We start from the raw sequence: 18659 nt of genomic DNA on the forward strand, positions 1-18659 counted from the left end.
ATGCGTGCGAGGAGCAATGAAATGACGAGAAATGATTTGTGCTGGTGCGGCAGCGGCAAGAAGTACAAGAAATGCCACATGGATTTCGATGAGCGTATTCGCTCGATGAAATTCGACATCTATCGCGGGCAGGTGCGCCCGCCGCACAGTATCATCAAGAATGCGGCGGACATCGAGGGCATTAGAAAGAGCGGCGTCGTCAACGATGGGGCGCTCGATCTCATGGGCGAGATGGTGCAGCCGGGCATCGATACGGCGACGCTCGACAAGGCGGCGCATGACTATATCATCGATCACGGCGGCATTCCCGCGTGCCTGAATTTCGAGGGCTTTCCCAAGAGCGTCTGCATCTCGATCAACGACGTCGTTTGCCACGGCATACCGTCGAAGAAAACGATCTTGAAGGAAGGCGACATCGTGAACGTCGACATCACGACGATCTTGGATGGCTACTATGCCGATGCGTCGCGCATGTACATCGTCGGCGGCAGGACGACGCCGGAAGCGGCGCGTCTCGTCGAGGTGGCGAAGGAGTGCATGAACCTCGGCATTGAGGCGGCCAGGCCGTGGCACTTCCTCGGCGATATCGGTGCGGCGTGCGACGCGCACGCGCGCGCCAACGGCTGCTCCGTCGTGACGCAGCTCGGCGGACACGGCGTGGGCAAGGACTTCCACGAAGAGCCTTTCGTGCCGCATGTGGGCGAAGTCGACACAGGCATGCTGCTCGTGCCGGGCATGGTGCTGACGGTCGAGCCGATGATCAACGCAGGCAAGTACAAGGTGACGGTCGACAAGAAGGATGGCTGGACGGTGCGCACGAAGGACGGCTCGCTCTCGGCGCAGTGGGAAAAGACGATTCTCATCACGGAGACGGGAACGGAGGTACTTTCGAGTTGAATTTTTCAGAACTTCACTGCCCGGAAGTGTTGGTCGACGCTCTCGCGCGTCAGGGCATACGCGAAGCGACTCTCGTGCAGGAGCAGGCGATTCCTGCCGTGCGTTCGGGACGTGACGCCATCGTGCAGGCGCAGACGGGCACAGGCAAGACGCTCGCCTTCCTGCTGCCTTTGCTTGAGCGCATCAAGGGAAATGCCCGGGTGGCGCAGGCTCTCGTCGTCAGCCCGACGCGCGAGCTGGCCATGCAGACGGCGCGCGTCGCCAAGACGCTTGCGGATGCGGTCGGCATACGAACGGCGCTCGTTTACGGCGGGCAGGACATCGAGCGGCAGAAGGACAAGCTCCGACAGAAGCCGCAGCTCATCATCGCGACGCCCGGCAGGCTTCTCGATCACCTGCGCCGTCACTCGGTCGAACTCTCACAGGTCAACAAGATCGTCCTCGATGAGGCCGACGAGCTCATGCGCCTCGGCTTTGTCGAGGATGTGGAAACGATGCTCGAAGCGCTGGCGGGCGATCACCAGCTCATGCTCTTTTCGGCGACGATGCCCGAGCGCATACGGGCGCTCACGCGCCGCTACATGAAGGAGCCGCGCGAGATTACGGTGCAGCCCGAGTGCGTGACGCTCGCGAATATCGAGCAGGTCATTGTCGACACGCGCGAGGATACGAAGCTCGACAAGCTCTGTGAGCTGCTGAACAAATATCAGCCGTACCTTGCGATGGTCTTCTGCCATACGAAGCAGAAGGTCGCGCATGTGACGCTGGAACTCGCGGGGCGCGGCTACCTCGTCGACGAGCTGCACGGCGACCTCACGCAGACGCAGCGCAACCTCGTCATGCGCCGTTTCCGCGAGGCGAAGTTGCAGATCCTCGTCGTCACCGACATCGCGGCGCGCGGACTCGACATCGAAGGCGTCACGCACGTCTTCAACTATGATCTGCCGCAGGATACGGAGTGGTATATTCACCGCATCGGCAGGACGGGGCGTGCGGGAGCAAAGGGGCTTGCCGTCACCTTCGTCAATGCGCATCAGTACGATCAGCTGCGCCGCATTGAGGCGGGTATCAAGGCTCGCCTCACCAAGGAAAAGTCGGAGAGAAGCGGCGGCAAGAACGTGCGACGGAAGACGGCGGCGAAAGCGGCAGCGGCGAAGCAGGAGAACGCAGACAAAGAGCGTACAGCGCCCGCGAAGAGCGCACCGCCGCCCAAGCGCGGCAAGGCGGCGCAGCGTGCACGCCGCGTCGCCAAGAAGCGCGTGGGACGCCCTGCGGCACGCTCCAAGAGCGGTACGAAGACGAACGCCGGCAGGCGTTCGCATCTCGGCAAGCGGTAGAGAGCGCACAGTGGCGGAGTCTTTGTTCGGTGCAGTTTGGCGGGATTCAGCATGCTCTGTCGAATAGCAATGAAGAAGGGTGCAGTGGAATTTTTCCCGCTGCACCCTTCTTCGTTATGTGCCGGCATCGTTTTTGAAGAACGATGCCGGTGATATCATTTACACGTTTCAGCCTATGTGAAACTTGCCTACAGCTTTCTGCAGATCCTGCGCCATGTTCGCCAGCGTAGAACTTGCCGTGGCGATTTCCTGCATGGAAGCCGCCTGCTCCTGAGATATGCCGGAGACATTTTCTGCTTCGCTCTGCACCGAATCCGATACGGCTTTGAGCTTTTGTACAGAGGTTTCCATACGTACGTTCTGCGTGTGAATCTGCTGCGTGCTCGTCAGGATTCCTGAGACCTTTTCGGACAGTTCCTTGACGACGGCGGCGATGCGATCAAAGCGCTCGCTCGCCTGATGTACCTGCTCGACGCCTTCGCCGACACGCTCTTTCTGCTCCTGCATGACCTTGAAGGTCTCTTCGATGCGCTTTGCGTTGTCCGTGATCAGGGCGGTGATTTCCTGCGCGGCGTTTTCCGACTGCTCGGCAAGCTTTCGCACTTCTTCCGCCACGACGGTGAAGCCGCGGCCCTGTTCGCCTGCACGCGCCGCTTCGATGGCGGCGTTCAGCGCCAAAAGATTCGTCTGTCCTGCGATGTTGGTGATCATCTCGACGATTTCCGAGATGCGCTTGGAGCTTTCGTAGAGGGCGGTGACGGCATCTGCCACATCCTTGGCGCTCTCGTCGAGGATCTGCATTCCTTCGACCGCCACGTTCAGGCCTTGCTGTCCCTCGGTCGTCGCCGCTTCCACGCGCTCTACAGCGTGGGAAACGTCGTCGACGCCCGCATTGATCTGATCCATCGCCTGTGTTATATCGCCGACGGCCTGCAGGGAGTCATTGACGACCATGCCTTGCTCCTGCGTGTCGCCCGTGATTTTGACGACGGCCGTCGACGTTTGCTGCGCGCCCTGTGCCGATTGGTCAGCGGAAGCCGTGAGCTCTTCGGAAGAGGCGGCGAGTTGCTCCGCCGTCTGCGCCGTCTGGCGGATGAGAGTCTGCAGACCTTGCGTCATCTGGCAGAAGCTGTTGTGCAGACTGCCGATCTCGTCCTGTCGATCGGTCGGCGTAAGCTTTGCCGAGAGGTCGCCTTTCGCGACTTTGGCGGCGACGGATTCGAGCGTCTCGACGGGAAGAGAGATGGAACGGGCGATGGTGAAGAGAATCGTGCCCATCAGAGCCAGAGCGAAGAGGGCGCAGCCGATCATCGTCCATTTGAGATGGGCGATGTCGGCGAATACTTCTTCCTGCGGCACGAAGAGGACGAGATTCCATCCCGTATTGCCGACGGGCTGTACGGCATAGAACATGGCGACGTCCTGATAGCTTCCCTCGAAGAAGAGCGGCTCTCTGGAGAGATAGGTTTTCTCTTTATTGGGACCTTCATCCTTTATGTTGTCATTGAGCGTCAGCACAGGATGGCAGATGAAGCGGCCGTCCGCATCGAGCATGAATGCTTCTCCCGTCTTGCCGATCTTGAAGGAGGCGACCTTCTTCTCAATGCTTTCAAAGCGCACATCGGCTGCGACGACGCCGAGGAGTTCATCGTTGCTGCGCACGGCTTTGCTCAGGGTCACGACCTTGTCGTTCGTGAAGTTGTCCATGTATACATCGGAAAGCTGCACGCCGTCGTTCTGCACGGCTTCCTTGTACCAATCGCGCATCGTCGCGTCGAATTCAGCCTTGGGCACGACGCCTTCTTCACTGTCGAGAAAGTCGCGCTCGGGAAAGCCGATGAAGAGCGTGTTGACATTCTCGCGATTCATGAAGCGCTTGCCGATGGGGGCAAATGCTTCGTTGCTGGGAAGACCGTCCGACCACGCTTCTGTCAAGCCGTCCAGCGTGCCGCGCTGGGCTTCGACCATTTCGTTGATTTGCTTAGCATCAAGCTCGGCAAGCGTCATCATCTCGCGTTCTGTGGATTGTTCCAGAAGCGTGCTCGCATTCCAATAGCTGAATACGGACACCGCGAAGAAGATGATGCAGAAGGGAATTCCGACCCAAAGGAGAAGTTTTACTCGTAATTTCATTTCTGCACCTCTTTGCATGTTTTATTGCAAGAATTACTTCAACGTAGTCAAATTATACTATAATATTTCGTGAGAGGCAAGACGTGCGCCCTATAAAATAGACGTTTTACTTACTGTACTATGAGAAAATACTATGAATTTTGGCTTACTTGCAATAGGAAATCGAGCAGTTCCCTAAAAATTACCCTAAGATTCATAGTCGTAAATTCGCAAAGTAACTTCCGCTGATGTAAGTCTATGGGATTTAGTCTAAGAAAGCCGATAGGAGTAAGTGCGAGAAGCATCAGAATTTGTATGCAATGGATGACCTGAGCACAATATCGTCTTAAAAGCGACCGAACCATAAGGGATAAGCTAGAAAGAAGGACATGCTTCGCACTCCGAAAAGCGAGGCTTTTCAGAGTAAGTTCCACCCTGGCGGGATTTACTATGAGAAAGATGTGCAGCGCAAGATCAGCCCTTTAGAAGTCTAGGAGACTGCACGACATCTTCCGGCGCAACATACGAGATGCCCAAAAGAGCAGCCAGTTCCTCGGAAAAAGCGAACGTAAACATCTCATAGGGAGACTTGCCGCTGTAAATGTTGCGACGGACGCCATTGATGTGCGAAAAAATCAAATTGACGGTATCCTGTGTGAAATGGTCGAAAGAAGACCCCTTCGGCACAATATCGCGAAAAAGCGTGTGATTCTTCTCAATTTGCGCCTTCTGGTAAGACTGCATGGGATCGCAGAAAAAAGGCAGGCCTCCTTTTCCCCCTCAAGATTGTTCTCAAAGGCGAAAACATCGGAGAACTCTCCACCGTTGTCCGTAAGCATCACGGGCATAAGGGCAGGAAAAGCAAAACCGCCTGCAGTCAAAGTTCGTTTGACCTCTTGGAACTTCAAGGCAGCCTGCACAGCCGTCTTGTTTTCGAGCAGAAGCCCGAACATGAAATTGAACGCAGTGAAGTGGACGGTGAGGATGACTTTGCCGCCTGAAACTCCGATAACGGTATCAAGCTGCGTATGTGCGCTAAGCCCTTCCCGTTCCATATGAGCGAGGAAATCCGCATAGGTGCGTTCCTTCTTTATGGCAGAAGGAACGACATCCGCCCGCTTCTTTTTGCGAGGCTTGAACTTTACGGCGCGTGGAAGGTGAATCTTGGAAGCCGAATAATATCCCTTGGAAAAATGCCGATAAACTGTGCTGAGAGACACATTGAGCTCTGGGTGAGAAGCGACGATATGATAAATGTGCTGCCCCTTCTCAATGCAAGAGGAAATGATGCGATCCTGCTTGTAAAAAGACGCACGGTTCAACGGAATGCCTTCGCGTGCATCGTGCAGGAGCGCTTCGTATTCGGCATGTGCCTGCGGAGCGACATAGAGAAGGCGGAGGAAGCGGCAGTTAGCAGAACGGCGCTTGGGGCAGGCGTTGCAGACGAAGGGTGCCTTTTCGAGCAAGGGGCAGAGTTCGTCTGTTTGCACGAACGCATTGCGGTGCTCTTTGCGATGTCGCTTCACTTCGTAAGATATGGTGGTAGGATCTTTCTGAACGAGCAGGGCGATCGCCTTGAAGGACAATCCCCTGTCGAGCCCGTTCATGATTTCCTGGCGGTCTTGTGCAGTAAGGTGCTTGTTCTTCTTGTTGTTGTCTGCTTGCTTCATGATGACAGCCTCCTTTGTGTAGAGAGATTTCTCACACTAAATTCAGCCATAAATTCTTCTCAGAGTAAATCCCGTTAGTGACCTATTATGTGGGATTTACTTTGGAAATTTACCTAAGATTCATAGTTCATGAAAAATATTTTTGCGCCCTTTACAAAGCTCTTCCACTATAGTATAATTGTTTCTTGTCAGCCGATGGTTTACGGTGTGACAAAACATCGCGGGATGGAGCAGTTGGTAGCTCGTCGGGCTCATAACCCGAAGGTCAGAGGTTCAAGTCCTCTTCCCGCAACCAACGCGAGATGCGGCGCAAGCCGTCTTGATATATGGGTAGGTGCCCGAGTGGTTAAAGGGAACAGACTGTAAATCTGTCATCTTCGGATTACGATGGTTCGAATCCATCCCTGCCCACCATTTTCATTTTTATCGCGGGATGGAGCAGTTGGTAGCTCGTCGGGCTCATAACCCGAAGGTCAGAGGTTCAAGTCCTCTTCCCGCAACCAAGCAAGTTTGCCGATGGGTTGATGACTCATCGGAGAAAGTGAATAGAGTCGGCGAAAGGCTCGACCTGCTTCTTTGCAAGCAGGTCGAGCCTTTTATCGTGGCATCGTGGGCACGGTGCGCCGCTCTCGCCAGTCGATCGGTCTGCGCCTTCTGTCTGACTCTTGAGGGTTCAGCAAAAAGCTCCTGCTTAGGATTGAAAGCCTTGGCGGTCTTGTGGTACAATAGGAGCGGATTGGTTTTTTGAGAAGGGAGGACGGGCCGAGATTTTTTCTTTTCCTTCATGGAAGGATGAGCGCGTCCAGTGGCGGCGGGAGGTTTTGGGCGGCGTGCTGACGGCGCTCGCTCTTCTGGCGGCATTTGCCGTCGTGCCCGCACTTTGGGCGAGGGCGGGTGCGCCTTTTGTCGGAGCTTATGCGGCGACGCTTCTCGCTGCGTGTTTGGCGACGCTCGCTGCGGGGCTTTTTGCGCGTCAGCCGATCGTTGTCGCGCCTGCGCTCGGCATCAACGTCTGGCTCGCCTACGGCGTCATTTATCCGCTTGGCGTCGCGTGGCAGGAGGCTCTTGCCGCATGCTTTATAGCCGCGCTCCTCGTCCTTCTGACGGTGACTACGCCGCTTCGCCGCATCTTCCTCGCGTCGATGCCGCGTGCAATTGCAGAGGCGGCGCGTGGCGGCGTGGGTTTGCTCGTCGTCTTTACGGGGCTTCAGATGGGCAAGCTCGTCGTCGGCTCGCCGCTGACGGTGACGATGCTTGGCAGCCTTTCTGAGCCGGCGGCGTTCGTCGCGCTCGCAGGCCTTGCGGTATCGCTCGCCTTTTGGGCGATGGGCGTTCGTGCGGCGGCGTTCTGGGGCGTTCTTTCGGCTGTGCTGCTCGCTCTCTTCGAAGGCTTCCTCGTTTTGCCCGAGGCGCCGTTCCTGCTGCCCGAGGGGCTTGATCGGACGGCGTTTGCACTCGATTTTGCACATCTTGCAGAGCTTTCGGGCGTCGTTCTGGCGCTGTGGCTTTTCCTCTTCTTCGATACGTGCGGCACATTCGCCGCACTCGGAGAGGCGGAAGAGGTGCACGGGCTTGCCGAAAAACGCACGCTCCTTGTGCTCGCCGCAGGAAATGTTGTCGCATCGCTCCTCGGTGCAGGACCCGTCACCTTGGCGAAGGAGTCCGCGGCGGCGCGTGCCGTCGGCGCACGCACACCGCTCGCTGCCTGTGCGGCGGCAGCCGTTCTGCTTCTCGTTCTGTTCCTGGAGCCTGTGGCGGCGGCCGTTCTCGACTTTTCGGCGATTCTCGCGCCGCTCCTCATTTTTTCGGGCTGCTTGCTCCTCCGGGAGCTGCGGCTCGACTGGCAGCAGACGTCGGAACATGTCGCGTTCTTCGCCGTGCTTCTCGTGACGCCATTGTCCTCTAGTCTTGTTGCAGGACTGGGCGCAGGGATGATCGTCTATGTTTTTTTGGAGGTCTTTTCGGGACGAGGGAAGAAGATTCATCCGGTACTGTTCTTTTTCGCGGGGGCTTTTTCACTTTATTTCGCGTACTATACGCCGTGATTTCTAGGAGGAATTGCATTGGGTTTCAAGGGGTCTTTTCAGGGTAAGGCAGTTTTGACGGCGCTCGTGCTCGGCACATTTGCTTTTTCGCTTCCATCGGCGGCGGACGCCAGACGCCTGCATGATCCGCAGGTGGAAACGAAAGTGGAAATGCATCAGGGCATCGAGCAGGGCAGGACGAAGGAGACGAAGGTTCAGGCAGCGCACGCGCAGCAGCCGCTTTCCGAGCGCATCAAGGACATCTTGAACCCTCCTGCGCCCGAAAAGAAGCCGGTGGAAAAAACGCCGGGCGTTCTCGTGACGGCACCGCGCACGGCGGATGCTATCTTGGGCGCGGCGATGGCGACGGAGAAGCAGTGCGTCGATTACCTGCTGATGAACAACCCGCATCCGGACATCTCCGTTTCGCCGGAAGCGCTCGTTTCGTATTATTATAAGGAAGGCGCACGCGAGGGTGTGAGGCCCGATGTGGCGTTTGCGCAGGCACTGAAGGAAACGGGATTCTTCCGCTACGGCGGCACGGTCACACCCGATCAGAACAATTACTGCGGTCTCGGCACGACGAGCGCGACGGTCAAGGGCGCGTACTTTTCTACGTCGGAGCTGGGTGTGCGCGCGCATATTCAGCACCTTCTGGCCTACGCGTCGACGCGCCGCCCCGCCTTGCCCATCGTCGATCCGCGCTACGACCTCGTGCGCTCGACGTACGGCGCTCGCACGCTCGGCACATGGACGGATCTCAATGGACGTTGGGCGGTGCCCGGCCATACGTACGGTCAGAGCATCATGCAGCTTTTCCGCGACATCCTGCGCCAGTGAATATATTTCACGGGCATGGAACGCGCGGCTCTTTTGCAAGCGAAGAAAACAGTATAGGGAAGGTTGAGGATCGGATCTTATGATTAGTACAAGCGGACTGACGCTGCAGTTTGGCAAGCGCGTTTTGTTCAAGGATGTAAGCATCAAGTTCACGCCGGGCAACTGCTATGGCATCATCGGCGCGAACGGCGCGGGCAAGTCGACGTTTCTGCGCGTCCTTGCGGGCGACATCGAGCCGTCGAAAGGCTCGGTCGACATTACGCCAGGCGAGCGCCTTGCCGTGCTCAAGCAGGATCACTACGCCTTCGACGAGGTCGAGGTTTTGCGCACGGTCATGCTCGGTCACGAGCGTCTCGTCGCCATCATGGATGAGAAGGATGCGCTCTATCAGAAGGAGGACTTCTCCGATGCCGACGGCATGAGGGCCTCGGAACTTGAGGCGGAGTTCGCCGACATGAACGGATGGGATGCAGAGCCTGAGGCGGAGCGCCTCTTAAACGGCCTCGGCATCGAGCCTTCGAAGCATCACAAGAAGATGGCAGATCTTACGGACAAGGAGAAGGTGCGCGTGCTCTTGGCGCAGGCGCTTTTCGGCAGTCCCGATGTGCTGCTCCTCGATGAGCCGACAAACCATCTCGACATCGAGTCGATCAACTGGCTCGAAGCCTTCCTCGATGACTTCCCGAACACGGTCATCGTCGTCTCGCATGACCGCCATTTCCTCAATGAGGTCTGCACCTATATCGCTGACGTGGACTTCGGATCGATTCAGCTCTATGCGGGCAACTATGATTTCTGGCTCAAGTCGAGCCAGCTCGCCCTGCAGATGGCGAAAGATGCGAACAAGAAGAAAGAGGAGAAGATCAAGGAGCTGCAAACCTTCATTCAGCGCTTCAGCGCCAACGCATCGAAGTCGAAGCAGGCGACCTCGCGCAAGAAGCTGCTCGAAAAGATCACACTCGACGACATCAAGCCTTCCTCGCGCCGCTATCCGTACATCGCCTTCACGCCCGACCGCGAGGCGGGCGACCAGCTGCTGCAGGTCAGCGGCCTGACGAAGACGATCGACGGCGAGAAGGTGTTGAACAACGTGAGCTTCACGCTCAAGAAGGGAGACAAGGTCGCCTTCGTCGGTCCGAATTCCGTGGGCAAGACGGCGCTCTTCGAGATCCTCATGGGTAATATGGAGGCGGATGCGGGCACGTTCAAATGGGGCGTGACGACGACGCAGGCGTACTTGCCGAAGGACAACAACGAATTTTTCGATGACGTCGACCTGAACCTCGTCGACTGGCTGCGCCAGTATTCGCGCGACCCGGACGAGTCGTTTGTGCGCGGCTTTTTGGGGCGCATGCTCTTTTCGGGTGAGGAGAGTCAGAAGAAGGCGAAGGTCATCTCGGGCGGCGAGCGCGTGCGCTGCATGTTGTCGCGCATGATGCTTTCGGGCGCGAACGTGCTGCTTCTCGACGAGCCGACGAACCACCTCGACTTGGAGTCCATCACGGCATTGAACGACGGACTGATCGCCTTTTCGGGCACGGTACTTTTCGTTTCGCACGACCACGAGTTTATTCAGACGGTCGCAAATCGCATCATCGACATCACGCCTGAGGGCGTTGTCGACCGCGTGACGACATACGATGAATTCCTGGAAAACGAGACGGTGCGCCAGCAGCTCGAAGAAAAGTACGGCAAGAAGAGCTAAGGCAAGGCTTTTGCCGTCCGGCATGGCGATGGGTGCTCTTCCGAGGGGGGATACGATGTTCGCAAAGGCTTTTCGCGAAGCGTGGCGCAAGGAGGATCAAGGCTCGGCGACGCGTCTGCGCGAGATGGTTGAAGTCCTGCGCGCGCGCGACATCGTGCATGGCATAACGCCCGAGAAGCTGCGGCTGATCTTGGAAGATCTCGGACCGACTTTCGTGAAACTCGGGCAGATCATGAGCATGCGTCCGGACTTTCTGCCGCAGGAATACTGCGATGAACTTATGAAACTGCAGACGGAGGCGAACCCCCTGCCGTTTTCCGTCATAGAGAAGGTCATCGAGCAGGAGTATCAGCGTCGCTGGACGCGCATCTTCCGCTCGATTGATGAAGAAGCGCTGGGTTCAGCTTCGATTGCGCAGGTGCACTGCGCGGTGCTCCTGGACGGTGAGAAGGTCGTCATCAAGGTGCAGCGACCAGGCGTGCACGACATCATGAGCAAGGACATCGTGCTCTTGAAGCGCGCGGCGGGCATCTTGAAGATCCTTGGCCCTGCGCAGGACGTCGTGGATTTCAGCATGGTGCTCGATGAGCTTTGGGCGATCGCCAAGCAGGAGATGGATTTCGTCATGGAGGCGAACCACATCGAGGAGTTCCGCCATGCGAATCAGGATGCCGACTTCGTAAGCTGTCCCAAGGTCTATCGCCATCTGACGACGCAGCACGTTCTCGTCATGGAGTACGTCGACGGCATACAGATTGACGATGTGGCGGGACTCAAGGCGGCGGGCATCGACGCGCGGCGCATCGGCGAGCGGCTCGGCGAAAATTACGTCAAGCAGATCGTCGAGGATGGTTACTTCCACGCCGACCCGCATCCGGGGAACATCTGGGTGCGCGGCGGCAAGATCGTCTGGCTCGACCTCGGCATGATGGGGCGTTTGTCGAACAAGGATCGCGCGGCAATCCGCAAGGCGATCTTCGCTCTGGCGCAGCATGACGTCTTCGAGATGAAGGCGGCGGTGCTCTCGCTCGGCGTGCCGCAGGAGCGCATCGACCATGCGAGACTCTACCAGGACATCGACGCGCTGATCGCGCAGTACGGCGATCTCGATTTCCGCTCGCTGAAGATGGGTATACTCTCGCGCCAGATCATGAACGTGCTGCGCTCCCATCACATCGCGATCGCGCCGGGCATCAGCATGTTCTGCCGCGGCGTCATGACGATTGAAGGCGTCATGCGCCTCGTATGCCCCGAGGTCAGCTTCGTCGAGATTCTGGCGCGCAGCATGGAACTGAGCTTTGCGAAGGGATTCAACTGGCGTGAGGAAGCCGGCAAGGCGAAGCGCGAGGGCTACATCCTCTTGCGCAAGTCCCTGCAGCTGCCCGAGCAGATCTCGGACATCCTGAAGATGACGCTGAGCGGGCAGACGAAGGTCAACCTTGAGCTGACGGGCGCCGATGAGCCGCTCGCGAGGCTCAACAAGATGATCAACAAGCTCATCATCGCCCTTCTGAGTGCGGCGCTTCTCCTTGGTTCAAGCACGATTTGCACGACGCAGATGACGCCGAAGATCATGGAGATACCGTTCCTGGGAGTCTTGGGCTATCTGGCGGCGATCGTGCTCTCGGCGCGGCTTCTGTGGAGCATATTGCGCGGTCATTGACGAGGCCGCTGTTTGTTGGGGAAAGGCGCGAAAGGCGCACTTTCTTTGGGGCTTTAATCGTAGGAAGAGTAAGATAGGAGGGATTCCCATGCGTGGAATCAGGGGTGCGATCACGGTAGAAAAGGATACGAAGGACGAGATATTTCAGGCGGTGAAGCTCATGGTCATGGGCATGTGCCGCACGAACAAGATTGATCCTTCAGACATCGGAGCGGCGATTTTTTCCGCGACGCCCGATCTCAAGTCGGCATTTCCGGCTGCGGGTGCGAGATTCTTGAAAGGGTTCGATGCAGTGCCGCTTTTTGACACGCTGGAGCCGGAGATCGAAAATTCTTTGCCGCGCTGCATACGGGCGCTCTTGCTCGTCGATACGGACAAGCCGCAGAGTGAGATTCGCCACATCTACCTGGGCGGCGCCATTTCGCTGCGCCCGGATCTTCAAGTGGAGGAGTAGTGCGTACTATGTGCCAATGTGGTATATGACGAAGGGAGCGATTCGATCATGAAAAAAGAAATCATCACGGAAAATGCGCCGAAAGCGATCGGCCCGTACTCGCAGGGAGTTCGCACGTCGGGCGGCTTCATCTTCGCTTCGGGGCAGATTCCGCTCGACCCACAGACGGGCGAACTCGTCGCGGGCGGCATTGCCGAGCAGACCGAGCGCGTGCTGGAAAATCTCAAGGCCGTTCTCGAAGCCGCTGAATGCTCTTTGGAAGATGTTGTTAAGACAACAGTCTATCTGAAGGACATCGAGGACTTCGCGGCGATGAACACGGTGTACGCGAAGTATTTCAAAGTTTGCCCGCCTGCACGCGTCTGCGTCGAGGTGGCGCGGCTGCCGAAGGACGCGCTCATTGAGATCGACTGCGTCGCTTCGGAAGGGCAGAATTATTCCTATTGATGCGTCGCTGCAATAAAACAAGCCGTTGAATCTTTCGATTCAGCGGCTTGTTTTATGATATATCAGTTCGGATCCTTGTGCACAGATCAGATGGCACGCTCGACTTTGCCCGAGCGCAGGCAGCGCGTGCAGACGTTGACGTGCTTCGTCTCGCCGTTCACAATCGCGCGTACACGCTGGATATTCGGCTTCCACTTGCGCTTCGTCTTCAAATGCGAATGGCTGACATTCATGCCGGACATCTCGCCCTTTGCACAGATTTCGCAAACACTTGCCATGGGGTACACCTCCTTCGCGGCGCAGTTAAGGAATCCCTGATAAATTCAGCACCGCCATCTTGACGTATCTTTTCCGCCCTCTCTGCGTCGACAAATCCTCCGCATAGCACCACTATGCGTCCGGTTCGTCTCCTTGATCGAACGAAAAATCTGCGCCAATCTGACGGACTTCATTTTATCAGTGCTTCCTAATCTTGCGCCATAGACAACAAAAGTATTTTAGCACAAAGTGCAGGGAAGCGCAAGCTGTTCTTGCAGATTCACGGATAATTCGGCGCGAGCAGTTTTCATTTCAGCAGCGCTTCCTTGAGATTTCGATAGGCTCTTGTATAGTAGGCGCCGTTCTGCGCCTCGCGGTGGTCGAAGCCGTAGGAGCGGCGGCTGACGGCGAGGATCGGGGGCGCTTGGATGCGCTTGGCGACGGCGAGACCGGAAAATAGGTTCCACCAGCGTTCGAGGTCGGCGACGAAGTCCTTGGGGGTCTGGAAATATTTCTTCACGAGGCCTTTTTCGCAGCCGATTTGCTGCTCAAGCGTGCCTTTGACGTACCAATCGAGGATGTCTTCGGGCGTCGCCTTTTCCCAGCGCTCGACGAAGGCACGGAACAGATAGTCGTGGTACGGATAGAGCAGCGGATCGCCCTTGCCCTCGTCGACGTTCTGCGCATCGGACAGTTCGGCGCTCGGCACGATGTCGATCGTCGCCTGCGGCACAACTTCGCGCTTGAAGATATGCTCGTTCATGTAGCGTGCAAGGTCGTAGACCTGATGCTTCCAAAGGTCGGCGAGGGCGGCGAGGAAGCCCGCCTGGTCGCCGTAGAGCGTCGAGTAGCCGACGCTCGTCTCCGCCTTGTTCGCGTTGCACGAGAAGCCGCCGCCGAAGGCTGCGGCGAGGGCGGCGAGGATGCGCGAGCTGCGGTCGCGCGCCTGGATGTTCTCGGCGAGGAAGGAGGAGACGGCAAGCGTCTTCTTTTCGCCCGTCTTCAGAAGCTCGATGGGTGTCGCTGCAATCTGCTCCATCGTGTGCTGCACGGACTCCTCGATGGGGAAGACGGCGTAATAGCAGCCGAGGTTTTTGGCGAGCGCGTGTGCGAGATCCTTCGTCGTCTCGGAGTTGAAACGGCTTGGCATGTTGACGAGCAGGACGTTTTCCGCGCCGAGGACGCTCGTATAGAGCGCAGCGGCGACGGCGGAGTCGATGCCGCCCGAGGCGCCGACGACGACCTTCTTCATGTCGATGCTGTCGAGAAAATTTCTGACGCCGTAGGAAAGTGCTTCGTAAATCTGGGCAATTTCGGTCTTCTTTTCGGGCGTGCGGGCAGGAAGCGAGGCGATTTCCTCGACGTCGATATAGTGCAGCCCTTCCTCGTAGGATGGAGCGGCGGTGACGCATAAGCCCTCCGCGCTGTAAACGGCGCTCGCGCCGTCGAAGGTGTAGACAGTCTTGCCGTTGTTCTGCAAGCCGACGTTGTTGACGTAGATGAGCGGCGTCCCTGCCGCCTTGGCTGCAGCGGAGAAGAGGCGCCGGCGCTTCTCGTCCTTGCCGAGCGTGTAGGGGGAGGAGGAAATGTTGACGTAGAAGTCCAGATCCTCGTATTCTTCGAGAAGCTTCATCGGCGCCGTCTCGTAATTGTCGCTCCAGCCGTCCTCACACAATAGGCAGCCGATCTTCCAGCGTCTGCCGCGAATCTTCAGCGAGACGGGAGAAATCAGACTCTTGGGCGTCGTGCCCAGCTCGCGCGCGAGCTTCTGCAGGCTGAAGAAGTGGCGTGTGTCGTCGAACTCCCGATAGTTCGGCAGGAGCGTCTTGATGACGAAGGGGTAGGGCATTGCCTCGGGATGGCAGAGCTTTCCTTCGCTGGCGACGAAGCAGGCGTTGTACTTGCGCGGCCGGCCGTCATTGTTTTTCTTCGTCCAATCGACGGCGACGCTGCCGAAGATGACGGCGATGCCCTCAGACGCGGCGATGACGTCGGCGGCGCAGGCCTCTGCGTCGCGCAAGAAGGCGTCCTGCTCCCAGGTATCGCCGAGCAGATAGCCGGGAATCGCCATCTCGGGGAAGATGACGATGTCGGCATGATTCGCTTTCGCTTCTTCCATCTGGCGCAGTATGTTCGCGGTATTGGCGTCAGGCCGTCCGGGCTGTATTTCCATCTGTGCGGACGCGATTTTCAGCAAGGGGAAGCACCTCTTTCCAAGTTGGGACTTTGCATCAGGCGTTGGCTTCGATTTTCTCAACGATGAGACGCTGCACCCAAGGCGGCGGCAGACGGCGGCCGGCATTCCACTCCTGTACCGTACGATAAGGAGCGCCCAGAAGCTCGGCCAGCATCTTGATGTTCAGACCTGCCTGTTTGCGTGCATATTTGATGGGATTGTTTTCGCGCTCGATGATCTCCCGATAAGCGTCGGTGTCAGCAGCGACGAGGCTCACGAAGCCTTTTTCGCCGGCAGACAAAGTGTCGAGGGGGGCAGGCAGGGGGATGACGGCGTGCTCGTCTTCCATATCGCACAAGATCAGGGCGAGTGCATCGGCGGCGTTCTCCAAAGCCTCAGGCTGATTTTCACCAGCGGTGAAGCAGTTCTCAATATTGGGGAAGGTCACGTCATAGACCTGTTCTTCCTCATCCCAGCGAAAGATTGCAGGAAAAGCGTATTTGCTCATGTTTCAATCCTCCTGTCGAAAAAAAGTGTGTCGAAGCGTATCCTCATCACGGCTGCTGGATTCCAGCTTGTTTCAAAATTTTCTGCACCGTTCCAGTCGGAATTTCCCTTTTGTGCCGCCAAACGACGAATACGCGCCCCGTGATCGGACTATAATATTTATCGTGCCTGCCGCCATGTTCGACCATCGTGCAAGCATGATTTTTGAGGATTCTCAAAAGCTCAGATGTTTTCATGATCGACTCCTTTGATAAGTTCATCATATACCTTTTGTGTTTCAACGTCAACAATGATACACATAGAAGGTGTATTTTCTCCCGCTGATACGCTTCTTTTGCTTCGGCCATAGGAGTTCTCGTGAACCTATGGTATAATAGAATCTGCATCCGAAGCAGCTTTTTGTTTGAGATTGCGGATGCAGAAACGGTGAGCGATATGAAGGGGCAGAAGAAGACGAATGCGGCGCGGATTCTCGACGGGCTGTCGATTTCGTACGAGCTGCGGGAGTTTCCCGTCGACTTGGATGACCTCAGCGCCGTCCATGCGGCCGAGATGCTCCGTATGCCTGTGGAGCAGGTGTTCAAGACGCTCGTCGCCCGCACGGACAAGGCGGGCGTCGTCATGGCGTGCATTCCGGGCGCGGCGGAGCTTGATCTCAAGGCTCTCGCCAAGGCCGCCGCGAGCAAGAAGGCGGAGATGGTGCACCTCAAGGAAGTGCTTGCGCTCACGGGTTATCAGCGCGGCGGCTGCTCGCCGCTCGGTGCGAAGAAGGAGTATCCCGTGTTCCTCGACGCTTCGGCGAAAGCGTGGGACAAGATTGCCGTCAGCGCGGGCAGGCGCGGCGAACAGATCGTGCTCGCGCCCGCCGATTTGGAGCGTGCCGTCCATGCGACGACGGCGCAGCTGACGCGCTGAGAGAAGCGGCACAGTCGATGGAGAGATGAATGGAGTGAAGGAATTGAAATACAGCAGTACGAGAGGAAAGGCGGCAAGCGTCGCATCGGCAGAGGCAATCATCCAGGGGTTGGCGGCGGACGGAGGGCTTTTCGTGCCCGAGGAGATGCCCAAGGCTGATCCGGATTTTATTGCAGGGATGCGGCAGCTTTCCTATGAGGAGCGCGCGGCACGCATTCTGGGACTCTTCCTTACGGATTACACGTCAGAGGAGCTTGCAGGCTGTATTGCACGCGCTTACGGGGGCGACAAGTTTGACGACGTGCGCATCGCGCCCGTGCACGCGCTCAAGGAGTTCCCCGTATTGGAGCTCTGGCACGGGCCGACGAGTGCGTTCAAGGACATGGCACTGCAGCTCTTGCCGCAGCTTTTGCAGACGGCGCTCAAGAAGACGGGTGAGGACGCTGAGATTCTGATTCTCGTTGCCACGTCGGGTGACACGGGCAAGGCGGCGCTCGAAGGTTTTGCCGATGTCGATCAGATCAAGATCCTCGTGTTCTATCCGACGGGCGGCGTGTCAAAGATCCAGAACCTGCAGATGTGCACGCAGAAGGGCGCAAATGTCCGTGTCGTCGCGGTCGAGGGGAATTTTGACGATGCGCAGAACGGCGTCAAGGAGATTTTCGGCGACAAGGCCTTTGGAGAGAAGCTCGCCGCCGGGAACGTCAAGCTGTCTTCGGCAAATTCGATCAACTGGGGCAGGCTCGTGCCGCAGATCGTCTACTACTTCAGTGCCTATGCCGACCTCTTGGAAAAGGGGACGATGGCAGCGGGCGAAGCCGTCGATTTCTGCGTGCCGACGGGCAATTTCGGCGATATTCTCGCGGGCTATTACGCCAAGCGCATGGGGCTTCCCGTCGCGAAACTGATCTGTGCGTCGAACAGCAACAACGTGCTGACGGATTTCCTGCAGACGGGCGTTTATGACAAGAAGCGCGATTTTTACAAAACGATCTCGCCGTCCATGGACATCTTGATTTCGAGCAATCTTGAGCGTCTGCTCTACCATGAGACGCAGGATGCGGCACTGGTCAGGGGCTGGATGGAGGAGCTTGCCGCAAAGGGCAGGTACGAGGTCGGCGAGACTGTGCTGCAGAATCTTAAAGAGACGTTTTGGGCTGGCTGGGTCGACGACGCGGCGACGAAGGAAACGATTCGCGAAGTCTACGAAAAGGAGCATTATGTGCTCGACACGCATTCGGCTGTCGCGTATCGCGTGGCACAGGCGTATAAGAAGGAGACGGGAAGCGAGCGCCCGCTCGTCGTCGTCTCGACGGCAAGCCCGTACAAGTTCAACGAAAGCGTCTTGGACGCGCTCGGAGAAGAGCGTGCGGGACTCGACGAATTCGCGCAGCTCGACAAGCTCGCTTCCTTGAACGAAAGCCCGATTCCACAGGGATTGGCATCGCTGAAAACGGCTGAGATCCTGCATCGCGCAGTGTGCGAGAAGACGGAAATGCATGCTGTAACGGAAGGATTTGCGAAGAAATAAGGATTTGCAAGTGAAATTTCATAAATAAAAATTGAAAACAAGCAGGATTTCCCTAGAAAAGCGAGAAAGAGATAAACAGAGCATGTTTGAAACTATATCTTAAATTCAATTTTTTATGAAAGA

Annotated in this window: 15 protein-coding genes, 3 tRNA genes and 2 pseudogenes; 13 read left to right on the top strand and 7 right to left on the bottom strand. The window is 57.2% G+C overall.

The annotated features are described in order from the left end of the window. The first annotated feature begins 21 nt into the window (after positions 1-21). On the top strand, positions 22-897 hold the full coding sequence (gene map, locus SELSP_RS04000) for a type I methionyl aminopeptidase (RefSeq protein ID WP_009646816.1): 876 nt from the start codon (positions 22-24) through the stop codon (positions 895-897). Beyond that, positions 894-2234, top strand: coding sequence for a DEAD/DEAH box helicase (locus SELSP_RS04005; RefSeq protein ID WP_013740698.1), 1341 nt, complete (start codon positions 894-896; stop codon positions 2232-2234). The genes map and SELSP_RS04005 overlap by 4 nt, the downstream gene beginning before the upstream one ends. A 168-nt stretch (positions 2235-2402) precedes the next feature. Here SELSP_RS04005 and SELSP_RS04010 read toward each other — a convergent pair whose 3' ends face one another. Next, complete coding sequence (locus tag SELSP_RS04010; RefSeq protein WP_013740699.1) at positions 2403-4367, bottom strand: methyl-accepting chemotaxis protein; 1965 nt, start codon at positions 4365-4367, stop codon at positions 2403-2405. A 453-nt stretch (positions 4368-4820) separates the two neighbouring features. After that, positions 4821-6016: pseudogene (locus SELSP_RS04015) on the bottom strand (transposase). Positions 6017-6235: 219 nt separating this feature from the next. Between SELSP_RS04015 and SELSP_RS04020 the strand changes: the two are divergent. The 9 genes from SELSP_RS04020 to SELSP_RS04060 all read left to right on the top strand — a co-directional run bounded on the left by SELSP_RS04020 (position 6236) and on the right by SELSP_RS04060 (position 13149). Then, positions 6236-6311, top strand: a tRNA-Met gene (locus SELSP_RS04020). Between the two features lie 33 nt (positions 6312-6344). After that, positions 6345-6430: transfer RNA gene (locus SELSP_RS04025), tRNA-Tyr, on the top strand. Positions 6431-6443: 13 nt separating this feature from the next. Next, positions 6444-6519: transfer RNA gene (locus SELSP_RS04030), tRNA-Met, on the top strand. Between the two features lie 327 nt (positions 6520-6846). Further along, positions 6847-8061, top strand: a complete 1215-nt coding sequence (locus SELSP_RS04035) for an NCS2 family permease (RefSeq protein WP_013740700.1) — start codon at positions 6847-6849, stop codon at positions 8059-8061. Between the two features lie 18 nt (positions 8062-8079). Beyond that, positions 8080-8880 (top strand): glucosaminidase domain-containing protein, encoded by an 801-nt coding sequence (locus tag SELSP_RS04040; protein WP_006192490.1) that lies wholly within the window; start codon positions 8080-8082, stop codon positions 8878-8880. 79 nt (positions 8881-8959) lie between these two features. After that, positions 8960-10585 (top strand): ABC-F family ATP-binding cassette domain-containing protein, encoded by a 1626-nt coding sequence (locus SELSP_RS04045; RefSeq protein ID WP_006192489.1) that lies wholly within the window; start codon positions 8960-8962, stop codon positions 10583-10585. A 55-nt stretch (positions 10586-10640) separates the two neighbouring features. Further along, positions 10641-12248 (top strand): ABC1 kinase family protein, encoded by a 1608-nt coding sequence (locus SELSP_RS04050; RefSeq protein ID WP_009646812.1) that lies wholly within the window; start codon positions 10641-10643, stop codon positions 12246-12248. A gap of 88 nt (positions 12249-12336) precedes the next feature. Further along, positions 12337-12702 carry a chorismate mutase gene (aroH, locus tag SELSP_RS04055; RefSeq protein ID WP_006192486.1) on the top strand — a complete coding sequence of 122 codons (366 nt, stop codon included), beginning with the start codon at positions 12337-12339 and terminating at the stop codon, positions 12700-12702. Positions 12703-12750: 48 nt separating this feature from the next. Beyond that, positions 12751-13149, top strand: coding sequence for a RidA family protein (locus SELSP_RS04060; RefSeq protein ID WP_006192485.1), 399 nt, complete (start codon positions 12751-12753; stop codon positions 13147-13149). Between the two features lie 86 nt (positions 13150-13235). On the opposite strand, the gene rpmB is transcribed toward SELSP_RS04060, so the two are convergent. The 5 genes and pseudogenes from rpmB to SELSP_RS04080 all read right to left on the bottom strand — a co-directional run bounded on the left by rpmB (position 13236) and on the right by SELSP_RS04080 (position 16326). Next, entirely contained in the window at positions 13236-13427 is a 192-nt protein-coding gene (gene rpmB / locus SELSP_RS04065) for a 50S ribosomal protein L28 (RefSeq protein ID WP_006192484.1), read from the bottom strand. A 25-nt stretch (positions 13428-13452) separates the two neighbouring features. Next, positions 13453-13601 (bottom strand): annotated as a pseudogene (locus tag SELSP_RS12430) (secretion protein HlyD). Positions 13602-13714: 113 nt separating this feature from the next. After that, positions 13715-15604, bottom strand: a complete 1890-nt coding sequence (gene nadE / locus SELSP_RS04070; RefSeq protein WP_013740701.1) for an NAD(+) synthase — start codon at positions 15602-15604, stop codon at positions 13715-13717. A gap of 34 nt (positions 15605-15638) precedes the next feature. Beyond that, positions 15639-16091 (bottom strand): type II toxin-antitoxin system HicB family antitoxin, encoded by a 453-nt coding sequence (locus tag SELSP_RS04075; protein WP_006192476.1) that lies wholly within the window; start codon positions 16089-16091, stop codon positions 15639-15641. 46 nt (positions 16092-16137) lie between these two features. Then, complete coding sequence (locus SELSP_RS04080; protein ID WP_013740702.1) at positions 16138-16326, bottom strand: type II toxin-antitoxin system HicA family toxin; 189 nt, start codon at positions 16324-16326, stop codon at positions 16138-16140. Between the two features lie 121 nt (positions 16327-16447). Between SELSP_RS04080 and ybaK the strand changes: the two genes are divergently transcribed. Together ybaK and thrC are read left to right on the top strand one after the other, a co-directional pair. Then, the gene (gene ybaK / locus SELSP_RS04085) at positions 16448-17005 is read left to right on the top strand and encodes a Cys-tRNA(Pro) deacylase (protein ID WP_013740703.1); all 558 of its coding nucleotides are present in this window, start codon (positions 16448-16450) and stop codon (positions 17003-17005) included. Between the two features lie 25 nt (positions 17006-17030). Beyond that, positions 17031-18536, top strand: a complete 1506-nt coding sequence (gene thrC, locus SELSP_RS04090; RefSeq protein WP_006192472.1) for a threonine synthase — start codon at positions 17031-17033, stop codon at positions 18534-18536. Positions 18537-18659: the final 123 nt, after the last annotated feature.

This window comes from Selenomonas sputigena ATCC 35185 (assembly GCF_000208405.1).
GTDB lineage: Bacteria > Bacillota > Negativicutes > Selenomonadales > Selenomonadaceae > Selenomonas > Selenomonas sputigena.

Coding starts and splice junctions, on each gene's coding strand:
- SELSP_RS04075 (WP_006192476.1), bottom strand. CDS start 16,091: ATGAGCAAATACGCTTTTCCTGCAATCTTTCGCTGGGATGAGGAAGAA.
- SELSP_RS04050 (WP_009646812.1), top strand. CDS start 10,641: ATGTTCGCAAAGGCTTTTCGCGAAGCGTGGCGCAAGGAGGATCAAGGC.
- SELSP_RS04045 (WP_006192489.1), top strand. CDS start 8,960: ATGATTAGTACAAGCGGACTGACGCTGCAGTTTGGCAAGCGCGTTTTG.
- aroH (WP_006192486.1), top strand. CDS start 12,337: ATGCGTGGAATCAGGGGTGCGATCACGGTAGAAAAGGATACGAAGGAC.
- thrC (WP_006192472.1), top strand. CDS start 17,031: ATGAATGGAGTGAAGGAATTGAAATACAGCAGTACGAGAGGAAAGGCG.
- SELSP_RS04060 (WP_006192485.1), top strand. CDS start 12,751: ATGAAAAAAGAAATCATCACGGAAAATGCGCCGAAAGCGATCGGCCCG.
- map (WP_009646816.1), top strand. CDS start 22: ATGACGAGAAATGATTTGTGCTGGTGCGGCAGCGGCAAGAAGTACAAG.
- SELSP_RS04010 (WP_013740699.1), bottom strand. CDS start 4,367: ATGAAATTACGAGTAAAACTTCTCCTTTGGGTCGGAATTCCCTTCTGC.
- rpmB (WP_006192484.1), bottom strand. CDS start 13,427: ATGGCAAGTGTTTGCGAAATCTGTGCAAAGGGCGAGATGTCCGGCATG.
- SELSP_RS04080 (WP_013740702.1), bottom strand. CDS start 16,326: ATGAAAACATCTGAGCTTTTGAGAATCCTCAAAAATCATGCTTGCACG.